Consider the following 20,832-nt stretch of genomic DNA (forward strand, 5'->3'; position numbering starts at 1 on the left):
TTATATCCCAGTATAGTTAGAAGGTGAAATGGATTTTAGTTCCGTTTTAATTTCACTTGAGACTTCTAAGGTATCAATAAATTCTGAAATGGACTTTTTGGTGATTTTTTCGTTTGTTCTGGTAAGGCCTTTCAAGGCTTCATATGGGTTAGGATAGCCTTCTCTTCTCAAAATGGTTTGAATAGCTTCGGCAACTACCGCCCAGTTGTTTTCTAAATCATCAGCAAATTTTTCAGCATTGAGCAATAATTTACTTAGTCCTTTCAAGGTACTCTTAAACCCAATGATGGTATGCGAAAAAGGCACTCCCACATTTCTTAATACTGTACTGTCGGTTAAATCTCTTTGTAAACGTGATATTGGTAATTTAGCCGCCAAATGCTCAAAAACAGCATTGGCAATTCCTAAGTTTCCTTCTGAGTTTTCAAAATCAATCGGGTTTACTTTGTGTGGCATTGCACTACTTCCTACTTCACCTTTTTTAATCTGTTGTTTGAAGTAATCCATAGAAATGTAGGTCCAAATATCACGATTTAAATCAATGATAATAGTGTTGATACGTTTCAAACAATCAAACAAGGCCGCCATGTGATCATAATGCTCAATTTGTGTGGTTGGAAACGAATGCTGTAACCCTAAGCGTTGTACAAAGTCTGCACCAAAGCTTTTCCAGTCGATACTTGGATAGGCTACTTGGTGTGCATTAAAGTTACCTGTGGCACCACCAAATTTGGCTGCGCTAGGTATGTCATTTAATAAATTAATTTGTTCTTGCAGTCTCACCACAAATACCTCAATTTCTTTTCCTAAGCGAGTAGGGGAAGCTGGTTGTCCGTGGGTTCTGGCAAGCATGGGGATATTAGCCCACTCAGTAGCCAAATCTTTTAATTTATTAATCAGAATATGTAACTCAGGTACATATACGTCATTCATTGCCTCGAGGATACTGGCTGGAATGGCTGTATTGTTAATATCCTGAGATGTCAATCCGAAGTGGATAAATTCCTTGAATTTTGAAATGTTTAAAGCATCAAATTGCTCCTTGATAAAATATTCAACGGCCTTAACATCGTGATTGGTGACGCTTTCAATGTCCTTGATTTTCTTGGCATCATCCTCAGAAAAATCCCTATAGATATCACGTAATTTATCAAATAAGGAGTTATCGAAATCTTTTAATTGTGGCAAAGGCAACTCACAAAGAGCAATAAAATACTCTATCTCAACATAGACGCGGTATTTAATAAGGGCTTCTTCAGAGAAATAAGAGGCTAATGCTTCAATTTTGTTTCTGTATCTACCATCAATTGGAGAGATGGCATTCAAGGATGATAATGACATGTTTTTAAGCTGTTTTTTTGAAGCCACAAAGATAATCTTTTTGATTTGAAGGTGGAAGCCTCAAGGGGAAGTTTTTGGTTTGCGTGAAATAACTTATATTCAAAAAAAATATGAGATTATGAAGCCTGTTTTTCTTTTTTATTTCTTCCTATTTTCAATGATGACTTTTGCTCAATCATTTAAGAAGTCTGAGCCTTATATTCATACCTATTCTATTGTTGCTAGGGATTCTGTAACGGGTGATATTGGTGTTGCGGTTCAGAGCCATTGGTTCAGTGTTGGTAGTTTAGCCATTTATGGTGAAGCTGGAGTTGGAGTGGTTGCTACCCAATCGCTTGTCAATCCTAGTTATGGGCCAAAAGGTTTGACCTTAATGAGTCAAGGTTTGAGTCCCAAACAGGCTTTGGATGCTTTGTTGGCAAACGATTCTGGTGAAATGTATAGGCAAGTAGCCTTTTTGGACACTGAAGGGCGCGTTGCCACACACACAGGATCTTTATGTATTGCTGAAGCGGGACATGCCAATGGAAAGAATTTTTCAGTTCAGGCAAATATGATGTTGAAGCCTACCGTTTGGGGAGCTATGAAAGAGGCTTTTACCACAACCAAAGGGGATTTGAGTACAAGAATATTGGCTGCCTTGAAAGCAGCAGAGGGAGAAAAGGGCGATATCAGGGGAAGTCAATCGGCGGCTATTATGATTTTTAAAGGAAAAGCCTCTGGAAATTCTTGGGAAGATAAAATTATGGATTTAAGGGTAGAGGATCACCCAGACCCCATTTCGGAGTTGGACAGATTAATGAAACTGCAAAAAGCATATCATTTTATGGAGTTAGGAGATTTAGCCATGGAAAAAGGGAATTCCCAAGCTGCAGAAGAACATTATAAGGCGGCTCAAAACATGTATCCAGAAAATTTAGAAATGAAATATTGGTATGCTATCAATTTGATCAATAATAACAGGGAAGATGAGGCCTATCCCATTTTGAAGTCTATTTTTCAAGAAAATTCCCAATGGAAAGAGTTAACCCAAAGATTGGTAAAAAGTCAACTATTAGTTACAAGTGATGAGGTGCTTACTCAAATTAAGAAGCTTTGATTTTTTTTAATATTTTTTTACCGCGTGCTTTATATCCGGCACTTTGACCGTAAATATCCTTCTGAATGATGGAGGCCAATTCAGGATGTATCCAGTCGTATTCCAATCCAAAAAGGTAAAGCGTGTTCATGGAATAGGCTTTGGAGGCAATCTTTTCGTCATTGATCATATAATCAAAACACACCTCGATAATACGTTCTTTATGACTGGCCGTTAGAACTTTTTGAATTTTATTTGGTTCTTTTGAGAAATAGGCAGATGCCAAAAATTCACATATTTTTGCTATCGGCCTTACAGCAGAATCTTGATGAACCAAATGCATGCTTTCAGTAAAGGTGTCTAGAAAGGGAATCAGGGCTTCCAAATTTTCAGAGCACATAAATTCGAGAACCCAAGCAGCGCGACAAGAAACCTTGTCGTTTACATCAAACAGAATTTCTAATAAAGTAGGAACTAATTCAGGTTGGGCAATGCCCATTTGGGCATAATAGATACGCTTTTCCCGAGAATGATTGACATAATTTAATTCCTTGTAAAGTTCTTCCTTAGTCACAAGTTTTTTCTATTTTTAGATATTAAAACTACAGAAATGAAAATTGTAAAGAAAATCCTTTTAGTGTTATTGGTCATTTTTATTGTGGCTCAATTTTTTGGTCCAGAAAAGAACGATGGAGACTTGGCTTCCATTGAGCCTTTTTTGAAAGAGACCATGCCTCCTGAAGATGTTAAAGTCATTCTAAAAGAAACTTGTTATGATTGTCACAGTAGTTTTACCCAATACCCTTGGTATAATAATATAACACCAGTTAATTATTGGATGGCAGAACATGTAGAGGACGGAAAAAAGCATCTAGACTTTTCTAAGTGGGCAGATTATTCTGTAAAGAAAAAAGATCATAAGCTAGAAGAGTTGATTGAAATGGTTGAGGAAAAAGAAATGCCATTGGAATCCTACACGTGGATACATTCCGAAGCTAGATTAACGGATGAACAAATAGAATCTGTGAATAATTGGGCTAAGCAAGTAAGAATGGGTTATAGCTTGGAGCCTAGGCCGGAATAAGATCTTCATGAGAACATTATTGATTATTGGATTTGTATGGCCCGAGCCTAAGAGTTCTGCCGCCGGTAGTCGAATGATGCAATTAATTCAATTTTTCTTAGACCAGAATTACAAAATCATTTTTGCTACAACCACTTCAAAAACATCCAATGCCTTTGATTTAAATAGTTTGGGGATTGAAGAAAAACGTATTGAACTTAACGATTCTTCTTTTGATAGGTATGTAGGCCAACTTATGCCAAATGTGGTTTTGTTTGATAGGTTTTTGACCGAAGAACAATTTGGATGGCGGGTTGCTGAAGCTTGTCCAACGGCTATCCGGATTCTGGATACAGAAGATCTCCATTTTTTACGAAAGGGTAGGCAACAGGCTTATAAAGAAAGGCGGACTTTTAAAGAAAGTGATTTATATAATGATACAGCAAAAAGGGAAATAGCTAGTATTTATAGGTGTGACTTGAGCTTGATTATTTCTGAATATGAGATGGAACTTTTGCAAGAAAACTTCAATATAACATCTTCCATTTTACATTATTTGCCTTTTTTATTGGAAGAAGATTCAATTAAGGAGATTCTTCCTGCCTACGAAGAAAGAAAACATTTTGTTACTGTTGGGACGTTTTTACATGAACCTAATTACCAAGCGGTATTATTATTGAAAAATCAAATTTGGCCTTTCATCAGAAAAAAATTACCCCAAACAGAACTTCATATTTACGGGGCGTATTCGTCTCAAAAAGTAGAGCAATTGAATAATGAGAAGGAGGGTTTTATTATTAAAGGGTATGTTGATGATTTACCATCTGTCATGCAAACTTATAGGGTGTGTTTGGCGTATTTACCATTTGGAGCTGGCCTCAAAGGCAAATTGATTGATGCCATGATTAACGGAGTGCCATGTGCTATGAATGATATAGCAGCCGAAGGGATGTTTGGTGATTTAGAACCTAATGGGAATATAGAAAATGATCCTTTCATTTTTTCAGAGCAAGCCATCAGTTTATATGAAATAGAAGAAATTTGGGAGTCGAACCAACAAAAAGGATTTGATATTTTGAGAAAGAGATTTCAAAAAGATGCTCATGAAAAGGAATTATTGAATCACTTGAATAAATTGGAACAAGCCTTAGACTCGCATCGTCAGAAGAATTTCCTTGGAGCTTTATTGCAACACCATACTTTACAAAGTTCAAAATATATGGGTAAGTGGATTGAAGAGAAAAACAAAATAACTAAAGAAAATAGCTGATTTTATGGTTGGTCGATTTTTAACAATACTATTGATTCTATTTTTTGGGACCGTAAATGCACAAATGACCTTTGAGCTTGATTATCTTTTGGAGTATGAAAGTTTTGAAATAGTAAAAGAAGAAACTAAGCTAAAAGAAAGCTTTTTTATTGCAACAAATTCTAAGAATAATAACTATTACTTGGAAGTAAAGAATCTTGACACCTTGAAATTTAAACTGAATTTTATGGCTCATGATAGTATGAGATTTAATTTTGTTCTCAGAAAAAATGACTTCTTTAATTCAGATTCAATTGAAATTGTCTTACCAGACAAAGCAAAGTTTTCAAATACAGTTAAGTTCAGAATTCAAAATCATGATTTTATTAATTTGAGGGATACTATCATTCAAGAATCACCATGTAAACAGTATATTTTTAAAAACATAGATCCTAAAAAAGCAAAGAAAGCAAAGAGCTATACGTATAAGTTTATTATAGAACAGGGTACTGAATTTCATCTTCCTGTTTTGGTCCACCCTACAGCCTATGAAGACTGGAAAGTAAATCGTAATATTCCAAATGGTATTTTTAGAGAAAAATTATTTTATGATTATTACGGAATACTGGATACAAAATATAAACTGAAAAAAATACACAAAATTAAGAAGCTCATTTATGTTCTGGACCAAACGATTTTAGATGATTAGAAGTAGGCCAGTAAAAGTTTTAAAGTAGTTGAGATTTAATTAGTAATATATCCTCATATTACTCAACTTATCAGTAAATTTGTGTTTACAAATTCTCCAAAAGAACGTCTTGAATATTATTAAACATATTTTTTTTGCGGTAATTTTTGTCAATTTTTCTTTTTGGGCTCAAAATGTACCTCCGGTATTAGAAGCTAGTGGAAATATAGTTTACTGCCCTTCAGAGTCCGTAAACATAGTTGACAGTTTTAGTATAATAGATCCTGATGACAGCGAAATTGAAGCGTTGTATATTCAGATTTCAACGAATTATGCTTCTGGTCAAGATGTCCTATCCTTAGAAGGAAGTCATCCAAACATTGTAAGCTCATGGGATGTTGTTCAGGGTAAATTAACGCTCACAGGAGTGGGTGGTCAGGAAGTTGCTATTTCTGAAATGATTGCCGCTGTTTTTGATGTTCATTTTGAAACAACAAATATTACAGTTGCTACGACACGAACTTTTTCATTTACTCTAGGGAATGCCAATTATTTACCATCTACAGGGCACTATTATCAATTTATTTCAGCGCCTGGAATTTCTTGGTCACAGGCTAAAATTGAGGCAGAAAATAGTACTTATTATGGTCTTCAGGGGTATTTGGTAACTATTATGGCTGAGGATGAGGCTCAGTTGTCGGGTGAGCAGTCGGCAGGGAATGGATGGATAGGAGGAACCGATGAGGAATCTGAAGGTGTGTGGAAATGGGTGACTGGTCCCGAGGCAGGAACTATTTTTTGGAATGGTGGGCCTAATGGTTCTACACCTAATTATGCCAATTGGAATACTGGAGAGCCCAATGATTTAGAAGGAGAAGACTATGCTCACGTTACGGCCCCAGGTATTGGTATACCAGGTTCATGGAATGATTTGGCTGTAGGTGGTGGTGGCGGTGATTATGTTTCTCAAGGATATATTGTTGAATATGGCGGTATGCCTGGAGACCCCGATTTAGATCTTTCAGCTAGTACCGAGCTTTCAACACCCTATATCATTAGCACTGAAAGTAGCGATGGTTGTGGCCAATCAAGTGTTGTTTTATCGGCTGAAGCTTCGGAAGGTGATGTTTTGTGGTTTGATGAAAATGATAATTTAATTGGATCGGGTGAAACTTTTAATACTCCTGTTTTAAATCAAACTACCACATTTTATGCCATGGCTTCATATGACGGTTGTATGGATGGTGAAAAAGAACCCGTGACAGCAACTATTTACCCTTTCCCTGTTATCACTTCGCCGATAACGTTTAAAAACTGTGATGAAGACTCTAGTCCTGATGGGTTTACAGATTTTAATTTGGAAGAAACTGTAGGTCAAGTTACTGATGGTCAATCGGGTATTTCTGCAAGCTTTTTCTTGACGTATAGTAATGCAGAGAATTCTGAAAATGAAATAGCTCCCTATCCTTTTAATAATACAACAGCAAGTCAGGTCTTTATTCGCGTGGAAAATGCCAATGGTTGTTTTGATATAGCTACAGTCAATTTGGAAGTTTCAACGACTGCCTTTCCTTCAGGTTTTTCTGTGGAAATAGAACAATGTGATGCTGAAGGTGGAGATGGCTTTGAAGCGTTTGATTTGACATCGGTTTCGCAGCAGTTTTTAGATCAATTTCCAACCGGACAAAATTTAAGTGTCCATTATTATGAGACTGCTCAAGATGCCCATTTAGAATTGAATGAGATACTTGATAGTTCTAATTATACCAATATTGAGCCTTTTTATCAAGAGCTTTACGTGAGGGTAGAAAGCGAGGATAATGGAGACTGTTTTGGTGTTAGTCCTAATTTAATTTTAAGAGTTAGACCGCAACCCCAATTTGAAGTTGATACTGAAGTGATACTTTGCGATTATGAAGAATCAGTTACATTAAATATTCAAAACCCACAGGGGAACTATATGTATGTTTGGATGGACCAGTCTGGAAATATACTTTCAGATCAACCCAACTTAACCGTCAATAACTCGGGAGCCTTCACGGTAATGGCAACTTCCTTTTCAGGATGTGAATCACTACCCCAAGTTGTTAATGTAATAGAATCTTCAGCGGCTACTATTACTAGTTCCGATTTATTAATTACTGACCAAACGACGAATAACAGTTTGACTATTAACACTAATAATTTAGGTTCTGGTAGTTATCAATATTCTATTTCTGGAGAAAATGGACCTTTCCAAAACGAACCATTTTTTGGTGACTTAAGTTATGGTGATTATACACTTTGGGTTAGGGACATCAATGGTTGTGGTGTCACATCTATTGATTTTTCGGTTATTGGTTTTCCTAAGTTCATGACACCGAATGGAGATGGTGATAATGATTTTTGGAATGTTCAGGGATTGTCGTCACAATATGCCTCAAATTCTGAGGTGCAGATTTTTGATAGATATGGCAAGCTTATCAAGTCGTTCCTTGTTTTTTCTCAAGGTTGGGATGGAACTTTAGACAGTGAGTTACTTCCTCAAACTGATTATTGGTACCGAGTTAAATTGGTTAAAAAATCTGGGGAAGAACGAACCTATTTGGGGCATTTTAGTTTAGTTAGATAAAGTAAAATAGACTCTATTTATTTGCGATTATGTCTAAGTAGAGAGAGATTCCATTTGCAAATTAATCTTCATACAATTGGCCGCGATGAGGTTTCAAGCTTTGTCGGAGATGAGGTACTAAGTCTTCGGTGACAATCATAAAAGCCATGGTGTGATTGTCATGAATATTTTGCACGTCTATGGCAATCACTTCTAAATTATTGTTCTGTGCAAACTCGTTTAAATGAATCACGTGGTGTTGCGCTGTTTTTTCTGAATGTGGACCTCTAAAATCCCAAATCATTTTAATTTTTCTCATTTGAAACTGAGATGTTTTTTTCTGCAAAATTTTTAAAATCTAACATATATTTTTTGGTTTGTTTCTTAAATGCTCCTGGCATAATTAGGGTCATTAATCTAAGAGCAAATCCTGTAGGAATAAATTCATTTTTTGATACCCATTTAGTTTGATTGGCACCTGTAGATTCAAAATAGTTTTTTTGAATATTACTCATCCCGTTGGTATCATAAGATGAATACATGGAATGTGGCAGGTTATTTTCAATGATTGTTTCTGTGAGTTCCATTTTCCTTCGCCCAAAATCATAAATCAAAATCATTTTTGATCCAACCTCACCAGGAATTCCTGAAATGTGGTCATAGCTAACCAAGCCTCTTTGCCAATGTTTCAAATTGTGGGGGTCATTGAATTTTTTGATAAATTCATTCAGAGGCAACTCCACATAAATTTCGGTAGTGTATTTCATAACTACTTTTTAATCTTTTCCGAAGATATAAAATTTCATTTATAGTTTTGTTTTGCCAAAGGGGTTCAGGGTCCTGTAGTTAAATATTTTTGTGTTCAAAATGATTTGAGTTCCATACCAAACGCTTATTTCAAACGTTTGTTAAGCAACTTGCATTCTAGCTTAATATTGCTACTTTTGCATCTACATTTTTAAAACTTCCTTTTATCAGATGATGAAGTATTTTTTATCTTTTTTGATGATGATGGTTTCTTTAGTAAATCATGCTCAAAGTACCAACGATCATATTTTGTTTACTGTTGATGGACAACCCGTTTATACTTCTGAATTTGAAAGGGTTTTCAAAAAGAATTTAGATCTAGTAAAGGATGAATCACAAAAGGATATAGATGAGTATTTAAAGCTCTTCATCAATTACAAATTAAAATTAAGAGAAGCCAAGGCGTTAGGGCTTGATGAAAAGGAGTCCTATAAAAAGGAGTTGGAAAGTTATAAAAACCAATTGGCATCGGGATACTTGACTGATAATAAGGTGACCAATGAATTGGTGGAAGAAGCTTATGATAGAACCCAGTATGAAATAGAAGCTAGGCATGTTTTGATTCGTTTAGATGGAAATGCATCACCTACTGATACTTTAAAGGTATATGAAAAGCTTTTAAACATAAAAGACCGCATAAAGAATGAAGGATTTGAGAAAATTCAAAAGGAACTTCATGATGGTAGAACGATTTTTGCTGAAGATTTAGGTTATTTCTCGGCGTTTAAAATGGTATACAATTTTGAAACGGCGGCTTATAATACTACGGTAGGAGAAATTTCCCAACCTTTCAAAACAAGATTTGGTTATCATATTGTAGAGGTTCTTAATAAAAGAAAGGCGAGAGGATCTAGACAAGTTGGGCATATTATGATTTTATCCAATCAAAAGGAAGAAGCTCAAGGTACTCCAGAGGAGCGTATTAATGATATTTATCAAAAAATCCAGCAGGGTGAAGAGTTTGAAACTTTAGCTAAACAATTCTCAGACGATAAAAGTTCGGCTAATAATGGAGGTAAATTAGCGCCTTTTCAAAGTGGTGAATTGAGTTCTCCAGAGTTTGAGGAACAAGCTTTTTCTCTTACTGAAATAGGGCAAATTTCAAAACCATTTAAAAGCCAATTTGGATGGCACATTGTCAAGTTATATGAGATTCATCCAGTAGAAACTTTTGACGTCATGAGGCCCGAATTGGAAGCAAAAGTAAAAAAAGATTCGCGGTCACAGTTAATCAATGAAAAGGTAATTGAAAATCTTAAAAAGCAATATGGAGTTATTGATCCTAGCTTGGATGAATTTAGCGGTATGATTAATGATGAGTTTTATAAAGGAAGATGGACATTGCCAGGTGATTTTGATGCTTCAAAGCCTTTTGTGAAAATTGGTAAAGAACAATTGACCTATGGTGATTTTGGATCTTACTTGATAGGAGTTCAAAAAAGAAGAGTACCAAAAATGGAAGCTTCCAAATTGGTCGAAATGAGTTATGATCAATTTATCTCACAAGAATTGATGACCTATAAAAAGGAACATTTGGATGAAGAAAATCAAGAATACGCCAATATTGTTTCAGAATATCGAGATGGTTTATTGCTTTTTGACTTAATGGAATCCTACATTTGGAATGTTTCAAAGTCCGACACAACAGAATTGAAAAATTATTTTGATTTAAACAAATCAAAATATATGTGGGAAGAAAGAGTGGATGCTGTGGTTGCCTCCTCAGCGGATAAAAGCACTATCAAAGAAGTGTCCAAGCTTTTAAAAAATGGTAAATCTCCTTCAGAAATTAAGGAAACTTTAAATAAAGATGGGCAAGTGAATGTTATCTTTACAAGTGGAATTATGGAAAAGAACCATCAATCCTTACCCGTCGATTTTAAATTTGAAACCGGGGTGTCTAAAATATACAGTTTTAATGATAGCTATATAGTGGCTTTAATTAAAGAAGTTATGCCAAAGGCTTCTAAAAGCTATAAAGAAGCTAAAGGGGCGGTGATTAGTGATTTCCAATCATATAAAGAGGAAATGTGGATCAAGGAACTGGAACAGAAATATAAAGTAGTTATAAATCAGGAGGCCTTAGATCAAGTAAAAAAAGAATTAAAGGGATAATTGAAATACAAGGTTTTCATATTAATAACGGGATTCGTTTTTCTTACTTCATGTAATTTTTTTAAGGAAGTAGATGACAGAACTCCTATTGCAAGAGTTGAAGAGTCCTTTCTTTATTTAGAGGATTTAAAACCTTTGGTTAAAGAGGGCATGTCTGCAGAAGACAGCACTGTTATTGTCAACAACTTCATTAATAATTGGGCAACAGAACAGTTATTAGTAAATGGAGCCAAAAGGAACTTGAAACAAGTTGACCAAGAGAACTTTGATAAATTAGCTCAGGATTACAAAAATGATTTGTATTCTAAAGCTTATTTAGAAGCTTTGGTAAGAAAAAATATAGACACCTCAGTCACTTCCCGAGAATTGGAATCCTACTATGAGGAAAACAAGGAGATTTTCAAATTAAAAGAAGATCTCGTTAAGCTTCGATATGTTCATTTAAATGAAAATAGAACTGATTTAAAAGATATTGAAAGGAAGTTTAAGGAATTTAATGAAGATGATAAGCGATATTTAGATTCTATTTCCATCCAATTTAAATCCTATTCCTTAAAAGATTCGGTTTGGGTAAAGGTAGAACAGGTGATTGAGAAAATTCCAGTAATCACATCTGAAAACCGCAATGAATTGTTAAAAAAATCTAATTTTTTACACCTTAAAGATTCAATAGATTTATATTTGATTTTCATTAATGATGTTCAACTTAGAAACAGTATAGCTCCTATTGAATATGTTAAACCAACTATCGATAAGATTGTTATAAACAAAAGAAAATTAGAACTTATTAAAGAGCTTAAAAAGGATATTTCACAGGATGCTATTAAAAACAATAAATTTGAAGTCTATAACTAAAATTAGCAAATACTTACTTATAGCAATGTTATTTATTTCCCACATTGCAAAATCACAAGAGATTATTGAAGATGAAGTAAAAGAAGAGCCTAAAATTGATTCTGTAAAAACCAGTTTTCAGGCTAAAAAAGTGGATGGTGTTGCTGCCGTAGTGGGAGATTACATTATTTTGGATTCGGATATTGACAGAACCATTGAGCAACTTAAAGTTCAAGGAGCTTCTTTGGAAGGTGTTTCAAGATGCCAACTTTTTGGAAAATTATTGGAAGATAAACTTTATGCTCACCATGCTATTCAGGATAGTATAGTGGTATCTGATGCAGAAATCCGGGCTAACGTAGATTATCAATTGGATCAATTTTTGGCTCAGTCAGGTAAGACAATGGATGAAATTGTTAAGCTTTACAACAAAGAAGACGAAAGAAGCTTGCGTGACGAAATGTTTGAAATAAACAAAAGCAATAAGTTGGCAAGCGAGATGCAGCAAAAGGTAATTGCAGAGGTGGATATTACTCCTGAGGAAGTAAGGGAATTTTTTAATAAAATCCCAAAGGAAGAAAGACCTTCATTTGGAACAGAATTGAAAGTGTCTCAAATTGTTATTGAACCAAAGGTTTCTGAGGAAAACAAACAAAAGGTGATAGATCGTTTGAATGAATTTAGAGCAGATGTTTTAGAACATGGCGCTAGTTTCAGATCAAAAGTGGTTTTATATACCGATGATAAAGCTTCAGTTCCTACTGGAGGGAAATATACACTAAATCGTAACAAACCAAGATTTGTAAAGGAGTTTAGAGATGTTGCCTTTTCATTAGAGGAAGGTGAAATTTCCGATCCTTTTGAAACGGAGTTTGGTTTTCATATCATTTTGTTGGAGAAAATTAGAGGGCAAGAATATGATGTGAGACATATTCTTTTAATTCCTGAAGCCTCTCAGGATGCTATCACCGAAGCAAAAGAGAAAATAGAAAAAATTAGAAAGGATGTTGTAAATCATGACATCTCTTTTGAAGAAGCTGCTAGATTATATAGTGATGAAACTGAAACCAGGAGTGAGGGAGGATATCTAATTAATCCAGCCACCCAAGATTATAACTTTGAACTAACCAAAATGGATCCTGAATTATATGGGCAAATTCAAAGTTTAAAAGAAGGTGAGGTGAGTTTGGTGTTGACGGAGCAAGGTAGAACAGGAAATATCAAGTACAAAATTATGCGTGTGTCAGACCGTGTTGAAGACCACGAAGCAGATTTCGCCAAAGATTACTTAAAAATAAAAGAGTTAGCTTTAAGCGAGAAAAAATTAAAGGCCATTGAAAAATGGCAAGATGAAAAAATCATAGATACGTACATCAAAGTCAACGGTGATTACAGAGATTGTGATTTTTCAAGTAATTGGTTAAAAAAATAATACATGTCAGACGTAGCCAAGGTAGAGCAACTTGTAAATAAATATAAAACTTTAAGATCTGAAATCGCTAAAGTGATTGTGGGTCAAGAAGAAGTAGTCAATCAAATATTAATTTCTATTTTTTCAGGAGGACACGCTCTTTTGATAGGAGTTCCTGGATTGGCAAAGACCTTAATGGTCAATACGATTGCTCAAGCACTTGGTTTGGATTTTAAACGAATTCAATTTACTCCAGACTTGATGCCTAGTGATATTCTAGGAAGTGAAATTTTGGATGAAGACCGTCATTTTAAATTTATTAAAGGTCCCATCTTTGCCAATATTATTCTAGCAGACGAGATTAACAGAACACCACCTAAGACTCAAGCTGCTTTGCTTGAGGCAATGCAAGAAAGGGCAGTCACGGTTGCGGGACATCATTATAAGTTAAGTTTACCTTATTTCGTTCTGGCAACACAAAACCCCATTGAGCAGGAGGGAACTTATCCACTACCAGAAGCTCAATTGGACAGGTTCATGTTTGCTATTAATTTAGATTATCCGAGCTTTCAAGAAGAAGTTGAAGTGGTTAAGGCTACAACTTCAGATAAAAAGGCTAGTGTAAATCCCTTGTTTACTGCTGAAGAAATTATTGATATTCAACATTTAATAAGACGTATTCCTGTAGCTGACAATGTTATAGAATATGCGGTTAAAATGGTGGGTAAAACGAGGCCTAATGCACCAACAGCAGCTGAAATGATTAAAGATTATGCAGATTGGGGGGCTGGTCCTAGAGCATCTCAAAACTTAATTTTAGCAGCCAAAACACATGCTGCCATTCATGGTAAGTTTTCTCCAGATATAGAAAATGTGCAGGCTGTTGCATATAGTATTTTGAGGCATCGTATTATCAAAAACTATAAAGCAGAGGCCGAAGGTATTTCTGAAGAACAAATTATCAAGAGTTTGTTTTAGTATCATTAAACTTCAGTGATTGATGAGTATAGGTACTAAGCATAGAGTTTTTGGCTTAGATGCCATACGTGCCTTAGCTATAGTATTAGTATTATTTTCGCATTCATCTTTATTATTATTTCCTAATCAAGATAACCTTTTCTTAAACCTCATTCGATTTTTCGGAGCGATAGGAGTGGATTTATTTTTTGTTTTAAGTGGCTTTTTAATTGGGGGAATCCTCTTAAAGCAATTGAACGCCAAGAAAGTGATGTTTAAAGATTTTGGTTATTTTTGGATAAGACGCTGGTTCAGGACATTACCCAACTATTACTTCATTTTAATAATAAATATATTTTTGGGATACCATTTTGGTGAAGATATTTTTGATAGGTTAGGATATTATTTTTTGTTTTTACAAAACTTTTCAAGCAAGCAAAATGAATTTTTTACAGAATCATGGAGCTTGTCAATTGAGGAATTTGCTTATATAATAGGGCCATTACTTTTATATGTAGGTGTTTAAATATTTAAAAGAGTGCCAAAACATTTGTTATTTCTTTTCATTACTGTTTTTGTTATTTTGGGAGTAGGGATTTGCAGATATTATTTTCATCATAATAATGTTGTATCGTCAGATAAGGAATGGAGTAGAGTTTTACGCAAGGTGGTTGTATATAGAATTGACGCTATCTATTACGGTTTTTTAGCGATTTATATTGCTTCATATTTTAAAAGAAAGTGGCAAGAATTTAGAATTTACAGTCTTGGTTTTGGAATGTTGTTGTTTTTCGGAATGCACATCATTATATTTTATAAAATGTTAAGTCCAGAAAACACTCCATTCTTCTTTAATGTGTTTTACTTGCCTTTGGTATCTATAAGTTTATTGTTATTCTTTCCTTTTATGTTGGAAATTAAAGGTAAGGGTTATTTGAAAAAAATGATTACTAACCTAAGCGTTTTATCATATTCTATTTATTTGATGAATTACTCCATAGTTATGTTGACTATTCAGCGCTTTATTGATTTAAGGAATTCATCTGGTTTACAGAAGATGGAGGTTTTGTTTCTTTATTGGTTTTTATCCATTTATCTTAGCTATTTGTTATATAAATTTTTTGAAAAGCCCTTTATGGATCTAAGGGATAAAATTTATTTCAAGAAGTTTTTTAATCAATTTTCAAATTGACATAATCCTCTCGTTTTTTTAAATTTACTTAAACGTTTTCGTTGATTTTTTAAATTATCAATTTTATTGATAGAACTATGTGTTTTATATCATCTTCGAAGTTAAAAAAATGTTTTTTAATTCCTATTTTTGCCTGACTCAAAAACTAAATTAAAGGCTTTTTCCTAAGATTTATTAGAATCTGTAATCGTTTAACGCATTCAACATCTTTTATGTCTTAAAAAGCCAATAAATTATAATTTCTTTAAATATGAATACATACAGCGATTACATCAAGGAAATTGAACAGCGTAAGGTCCAAGGACTTCACCCAAAACCAATTGATGGAGCCGATTTGTTAAGTGAGATTATTGATCAAATAAAAGATGTCAATAATCCAAACAGAGAAGATTCTCTAAACTTTTTTATTTATAATACGTTACCAGGTACGACAAGTGCAGCCGGTGTTAAGGCTAAATTTTTAAAGGAAATTATCCTAGGTGAATCGATTGTAGCAGAAATTACTCCTGCTTTTGCCTTCGAACAATTATCACACATGAAAGGTGGGCCTTCAATCGAGGTTCTTTTGGATTTGGCATTAGGAGAAGATGAAACGATTGCAGAAGAAGCGGCTAAGGTGCTTAAAACACAAGTTTTCCTTTACGAAGCTGATACAGCTCGTCTAGAAGAAGCTTTTAAAGCAGGTAACACAATTGCCAAAGATATATTAGAGAGCTATTCTCAAGCTGAGTTTTTCACAAAGCTTCCTGAAGTCGCTGAAGAAATCAAAGTTGTGACTTTTATCGCGGGTGTAGGAGATATTTCAACAGACCTGTTATCTCCAGGAGCTGATGCCCATTCTAGATCAGATCGTGAGTTACACGGTCAATCCATTTTTGAGCACAACAAAGACATGCAAAAAGCGCTTTTAGATCTTAAAGCGCAACATCCAGATAAACGTGTCATGCTGATTGCAGAAAAAGGAACCATGGGTGTGGGATCTTCAAGGATGTCTGGAGTAAATAATGTGGCATTATGGACCGGTATTGAATCTAGTCCTTATGTGCCTTTTATCAATATTGCTCCGGTAATTGCTGGTACAAATGGGATTTCACCTATATTCTTGACTACTGTTGGTGTAACAGGAGGTATAGGAATCGACCTTAAAAACTGGGTGAAACAAAAAGATGCTGAAGGAAATACGGTTGTTGACGACAATGGTGATCCAGTTTTAGAGCAAACCTATTCGGTCGAAACAGGAACAGTTCTTACTATTAATACCAAAGAGAAAAAATTATACAACGGAGATCAGGAATTAATTGATATTTCTGCTTCTTTGACTCCACAAAAAGTTGAGTTTATCAAAGCTGGTGGATCCTATGCTGTGGTCTTTGGAAAGAAATTACAAACATTTGCAGCTAAGGTTTTAGGTGTTGAAGTACCTCAAGTGTATGCACCTTCAAAAGAAATTTCTGTTGAAGGACAAGGTTTAACAGCTGTAGAGAAAATCTTTAATAAAAATGCGGTTGGAACTACACCAGGTAAAACATTACACGCTGGTTCTGATGTTCGTGTGGAAGTGAACATTGTAGGTTCTCAGGATACCACAGGATTGATGACTTCTCAGGAATTAGAAGCAATGGCCGCAACCACCATTTCTCCAATTGTTGATGGAGCTTACCAGTCAGGGTGTCACACAGCCTCTGTTTGGGATGATAAATCCAAAGCAAACATTCCTAAGTTGATGAAGTTCATGAATGACTTCGGATTAATTACTGGGCGTGATCCTAAAGGACACTACCATGCCATGACCGATGTGATTCATAAAGTACTAAACGATATTACAGTAAGTGATTGGGATATTATCATTGGTGGAGATTCTCATACTCGTATGTCTAAGGGAGTTGCATTTGGTGCCGATTCCGGTACGGTTGCATTAGCTTTAGCTACAGGAGAGGCTACCATGCCAATTCCGCAATCTGTAAAGGTGACCTTTAAAGGAAACATGAGAAGCTTTATGGATTTTCGCGATGTGGTACATGCTACGCAACAACAAATGTTGAAACAATTTGATGGTGAAAATGTATTCCAAGGTCGTGTTATTGAAGTACACATTGGAACGTTGACATCAGATCAAGCCTTCACATTTACCGACTGGACTGCAGAAATGAAGGCGAAAGCCTCTATCTGTATTTCAGAGGATGAAACCTTGATTGAATCTTTAGAAATTGCTAGAGATCGTATCCAAATCATGATTGAAAAAGGTATGGATAATGAAGGTCAAGTGCTTCAAGGTTTAGTTGACAAAGCAAATACAAGAATTCAAGAAGTTAAAACAGGAATCAAACCAGCTTTAAGACCCGATGCCAATGCGAATTATTATGCAGAGGTTGTTATTGACTTAGATGAAATTGCTGAACCAATGATTGCTGACCCAGATGTTAATAATGAGGATGTTTCTAAGCGTTATACACATGATACCATTCGTCCGTTGTCTTATTACGGCGGAACTAAAAAAGTCGATTTAGGATTCGTAGGATCTTGTATGGTTCACAAAGGAGATATGAAGATTTTAGCACAAATGCTAAAAAACATCGAAGCGCAACAAGGTAAAGTAGAATTCCAAGCGCCTTTAGTAGTAGCACCTCCAACCTATAATATTGTTGATGAGTTAAAAGCTGAAGGAGATTGGGAAGTATTACAAAAATACTCTGGATTTGAGTTTGATGATAATGCTCCAAAAGGTTTGGCTCGTACCAAGTATGAAAACATGCTTTACTTAGAGCGTCCTGGATGTAACTTGTGTATGGGTAACCAAGAGAAGGCGGAGCCGGGAGATACGGTTATGGCGACATCAACACGTTTGTTCCAAGGAAGAGTTGTTAAAGATTCTGGTGAGAAAAAGGGTGAATCATTGTTGTCTTCAACGCCTGTGGTTGTATTGTCTACTATTTTGGGTAGAACGCCAACCATGGAAGAGTATGAAAAAGCTGTGGATGGCATAGTTTTAACCAAGTTTAAGCCATCTCAAAAGAAATTGGTTTTAGCATAACTTATTTCAATTACCATATTTAAAGCCTGAGTTTGTACTCAGGCTTTTTTTGTGACTCATTTTAGGCTTTTTTTAAGAAAACCCAGTTCATTAATGTTTTACAATGCCTCACTTATTTTGTATCTTGTGGAAACTTAAAAATGAACTAAATTTTCAACCTTTAAACAAGATTTATGGCTTTTGATATTGATATGATCAAAAAGGTTTATGAAAACTTTCCAAAGCGTGTGGATAAAGCACGTGAGGTAGTGGGTAAACCGTTAACACTTTCCGAAAAGATTTTATATGCCCACCTTTGGGATGGGGAACCAAATACTGCTTTTAAAAGAGGTAAGGACTACGTTGATTTTGCGCCTGACAGGATTGCTTGTCAAGATGCAACAGCACAAATGGCCTTATTGCAATTTATGCAAGCAGGAAAAGACAAAGTTGCAGTTCCAACTACGGTTCACTGTGACCACTTGATCCAAGCGAAGCAAGGGGCAGCGGTAGATTTGAAGCGTGCTAATGAAACAAGTAGCGAAGTGTTTGATTTTCTGGCTTCGGTATCGAATAAGTACGGAATTGGGTTTTGGAAGCCAGGAGCAGGAATTATCCATCAGGTTGTATTAGAAAATTACGCTTTTCCAGGAGGAATGATGATTGGAACAGATTCACATACTGTAAATGCTGGAGGATTAGGAATGGTCGCAATTGGTGTTGGTGGGGCAGATGCTGTAGATGTGATGGCTGGAATGGCTTGGGAGCTTAAGTTCCCAAAGCTTATTGGAGTGAAGTTGACTGGAAATATTTCAGGATGGACAGCACCAAAGGATGTCATTTTAAAAGTGGCAGAAATCCTTACAGTTAAAGGTGGTACTGGAGCTATAGTGGAATATTTTGGTCCAGGAGCAAAAAATCTTTCTTGTACAGGTAAAGGAACCATTTGTAATATGGGTGCTGAAATAGGTGCAACTACTTCTACTTTTGGGTATGATGAATCCATGGAGCGTTATTTACGCGCCACAGACCGTTCTGATGTTGCTGATGAAGCCAATAAAATAAAGGAATATTTAACTGCTGATGATGAAGTTTATGAAAATCCAGAGCAGTACTTCGATCAATTGATTGAAATAGACTTGTCAACATTAATGCCTCATCTTAATGGTCCTTTTACTCCAGATTTAGCTACGGAAGTTGGTACGATGACCGAAAAGGCAAAATCTAATGATTGGCCACTGGCAGTAGAGTGGGGATTAATAGGATCCTGTACAAATTCTTCTTACGAAGACTTATCCAGAGCATCTTCGATTGCGCAACAGGCCTTGGATAAAAAATTGAAAACAAAAGCTGAATTCGGAATTAATCCAGGTTCAGAACAAGTAAGATATACTACCGAGCGAGATGGCATTCTTGATATATTTGAGAAATTAGATGCTACGATATTTACCAATGCTTGTGGACCTTGTATTGGTCAATGGGCTCGTTACGAAGACCCTAAAAATGCTCCTAAAAATAGTATAGTCCATTCTTTTAATAGAAACTTTGCAAAAAGAGCAGATGGGAATCCAAACACCCATGCTTTTGTTGCCTCACCAGAAATGACGGCGGCTATCGCTATTGCAGGTCGTTTGGATTTTAATCCAATGACTGATAAATTAATTAATGAAGATGGGGAAGAGGTTATGTTGGATGAACCCACTGGATGGGAATTGCCTCCAAAAGGTTTTGAGGTTAAGGAAAATGGCTATGTAGACCCCGTTGCCGATGGAAGTGATGTGGAAGTCATCGTTGCTCCAGATTCTGAAAGATTGGAATTGTTAACGCCGTTTGAACCTATTGGAGACGAAATTAAAGGGGCTAAACTTTTGATTAAGGCATTTGGAAAATGTACTACTGACCATATATCAATGGCTGGCCCATGGTTGCGTTTTAGAGGTCATTTGGATAACATTTCAAACAACTGTTTAATTGGAGCTGTTAATGCTTACAACAAGCAAACTAACATGGTCAAAAATCAATTGACAGGAGAATTTGGAGGTGTTCCAGATACACAAAGAGATTACAAAGCCAAGGGAATAAAAACGATAGTAGTTGGAGACCATAATTACGGTGAAGGATCTTCTCGTGAACATGCAGCTATGGAACCGAGACATCTAGGTGTAGCCGCAGTATTAGTGAAATCTTTTGCTCGTATTCATGAGACTAATTTGAAAAAACAAGGTATGTTGGCTTTAACCTTTGATAATGAAGCTGATTATGATTTAATTCTAGAGGATGATACCTTCAATTTTTTGGATTTGAATGAATTTGCACCTGACAAACCATTAAATATAGAAGTGGTTCACGCTGATGGTAGTAAAGATGTTATTAAAACAAATCATTCTTATAATGATGCGCAAATTGCATGGTATAAAGCAGGATCAGCATTGAATTTGATAGCGAAACAAAACGCTTAACCTTTTTTAAAAAAAGATAAAAACTCCTGATAGCCTCA

The 20,832-nt window shown here is 35.4% G+C and carries 17 protein-coding genes; 13 read left to right on the plus strand and 4 right to left on the minus strand.

All coding sequences use genetic code 11. The features are described from left to right. On the minus strand, positions 1-1,341 hold the full coding sequence (gene purB / locus GZ212_RS12245) for an adenylosuccinate lyase (protein WP_166960652.1): 1,341 nt from the start codon (positions 1,339-1,341) through the stop codon (positions 1-3). A 118-nt stretch (positions 1,342-1,459) separates the two neighbouring features. On the opposite strand from purB, the gene GZ212_RS12250 reads away from it, so the two are divergent. Then, positions 1,460-2,440, plus strand: a complete 981-nt coding sequence (locus GZ212_RS12250; RefSeq protein WP_166960655.1) for a DUF1028 domain-containing protein — start codon at positions 1,460-1,462, stop codon at positions 2,438-2,440. On the opposite strand, the gene GZ212_RS12255 is transcribed toward GZ212_RS12250, so the two are convergent. Then, a complete protein-coding gene (locus GZ212_RS12255) occupies positions 2,427-2,993 on the minus strand; it encodes an adenylosuccinate lyase (protein ID WP_166960658.1) in 567 nt (188 codons plus the stop codon). The two genes, GZ212_RS12250 and GZ212_RS12255, sit on opposite strands and share 14 nt — an antisense overlap. A gap of 36 nt (positions 2,994-3,029) precedes the next feature. Between GZ212_RS12255 and GZ212_RS12260 the strand changes: the two genes are divergently transcribed. The 4 genes from GZ212_RS12260 to GZ212_RS12275 all read left to right on the plus strand — a co-directional run bounded on the left by GZ212_RS12260 (position 3,030) and on the right by GZ212_RS12275 (position 8,030). Next, positions 3,030-3,503, plus strand: a complete 474-nt coding sequence (locus GZ212_RS12260; protein WP_166960661.1) for a heme-binding domain-containing protein — start codon at positions 3,030-3,032, stop codon at positions 3,501-3,503. A gap of 7 nt (positions 3,504-3,510) precedes the next feature. Next, a complete protein-coding gene (locus GZ212_RS12265; RefSeq protein ID WP_166960664.1) occupies positions 3,511-4,752 on the plus strand; it encodes a glycosyltransferase family 4 protein in 1,242 nt (413 codons plus the stop codon). A 31-nt stretch (positions 4,753-4,783) separates the two neighbouring features. Then, positions 4,784-5,440 (plus strand): hypothetical protein, encoded by a 657-nt coding sequence (locus GZ212_RS12270; protein ID WP_166960667.1) that lies wholly within the window; start codon positions 4,784-4,786, stop codon positions 5,438-5,440. A gap of 109 nt (positions 5,441-5,549) precedes the next feature. Beyond that, positions 5,550-8,030 (plus strand): T9SS type B sorting domain-containing protein, encoded by a 2,481-nt coding sequence (locus tag GZ212_RS12275; RefSeq protein ID WP_166960670.1) that lies wholly within the window; start codon positions 5,550-5,552, stop codon positions 8,028-8,030. A gap of 61 nt (positions 8,031-8,091) precedes the next feature. On the opposite strand, the gene GZ212_RS12280 is transcribed toward GZ212_RS12275, so the two are convergent. Together GZ212_RS12280 and GZ212_RS12285 are read right to left on the minus strand one after the other, a co-directional pair. Further along, positions 8,092-8,328 (minus strand): hypothetical protein, encoded by a 237-nt coding sequence (locus GZ212_RS12280; protein ID WP_166960673.1) that lies wholly within the window; start codon positions 8,326-8,328, stop codon positions 8,092-8,094. Then, positions 8,315-8,776: an SRPBCC family protein gene (locus GZ212_RS12285; protein ID WP_053971821.1), complete on the minus strand. Its 462-nt coding sequence runs from the start codon at positions 8,774-8,776 to the stop codon at positions 8,315-8,317. The genes GZ212_RS12280 and GZ212_RS12285 overlap by 14 nt, the downstream gene beginning before the upstream one ends. Before the next feature lie 211 nt (positions 8,777-8,987). On the opposite strand from GZ212_RS12285, the gene GZ212_RS12290 reads away from it, so the two are divergent. The 8 genes from GZ212_RS12290 (at position 8,988) to GZ212_RS12325 (ending at position 20,794) form a co-directional block, all read left to right on the plus strand. Continuing rightward, on the plus strand, positions 8,988-10,931 hold the full coding sequence (locus tag GZ212_RS12290; protein ID WP_240923811.1) for a peptidylprolyl isomerase: 1,944 nt from the start codon (positions 8,988-8,990) through the stop codon (positions 10,929-10,931). Continuing rightward, a complete protein-coding gene (locus GZ212_RS12295) occupies positions 10,932-11,786 on the plus strand; it encodes a peptidyl-prolyl cis-trans isomerase (RefSeq protein WP_166960676.1) in 855 nt (284 codons plus the stop codon). Then, positions 11,749-13,197 (plus strand): peptidylprolyl isomerase, encoded by a 1,449-nt coding sequence (locus GZ212_RS12300; RefSeq protein WP_166960679.1) that lies wholly within the window; start codon positions 11,749-11,751, stop codon positions 13,195-13,197. Before GZ212_RS12295 ends, GZ212_RS12300 begins: the two co-directional genes overlap by 38 nt. Positions 13,198-13,200: 3 nt before the next feature. Further along, the gene (locus GZ212_RS12305) at positions 13,201-14,154 is read left to right on the plus strand and encodes a MoxR family ATPase (protein WP_166960682.1); all 954 of its coding nucleotides are present in this window, start codon (positions 13,201-13,203) and stop codon (positions 14,152-14,154) included. A gap of 22 nt (positions 14,155-14,176) precedes the next feature. After that, a complete protein-coding gene (locus GZ212_RS12310) occupies positions 14,177-14,659 on the plus strand; it encodes an acyltransferase (RefSeq protein ID WP_166960684.1) in 483 nt (160 codons plus the stop codon). A gap of 12 nt (positions 14,660-14,671) precedes the next feature. Beyond that, a complete protein-coding gene (locus GZ212_RS12315; protein ID WP_166960687.1) occupies positions 14,672-15,325 on the plus strand; it encodes a hypothetical protein in 654 nt (217 codons plus the stop codon). A 250-nt stretch (positions 15,326-15,575) separates the two neighbouring features. Further along, positions 15,576-18,356 (plus strand): bifunctional aconitate hydratase 2/2-methylisocitrate dehydratase, encoded by a 2,781-nt coding sequence (locus GZ212_RS12320; RefSeq protein WP_166960690.1) that lies wholly within the window; start codon positions 15,576-15,578, stop codon positions 18,354-18,356. 173 nt (positions 18,357-18,529) lie between these two features. Beyond that, complete coding sequence (locus tag GZ212_RS12325; protein ID WP_166960693.1) at positions 18,530-20,794, plus strand: aconitate hydratase; 2,265 nt, start codon at positions 18,530-18,532, stop codon at positions 20,792-20,794. Positions 20,795-20,832 lie beyond the last annotated feature (38 nt).

The sequence above is a fragment of the Mangrovimonas sp. CR14 genome (genome assembly GCF_011764015.1).
GTDB lineage: Bacteria > Bacteroidota > Bacteroidia > Flavobacteriales > Flavobacteriaceae > Mangrovimonas > Mangrovimonas futianensis.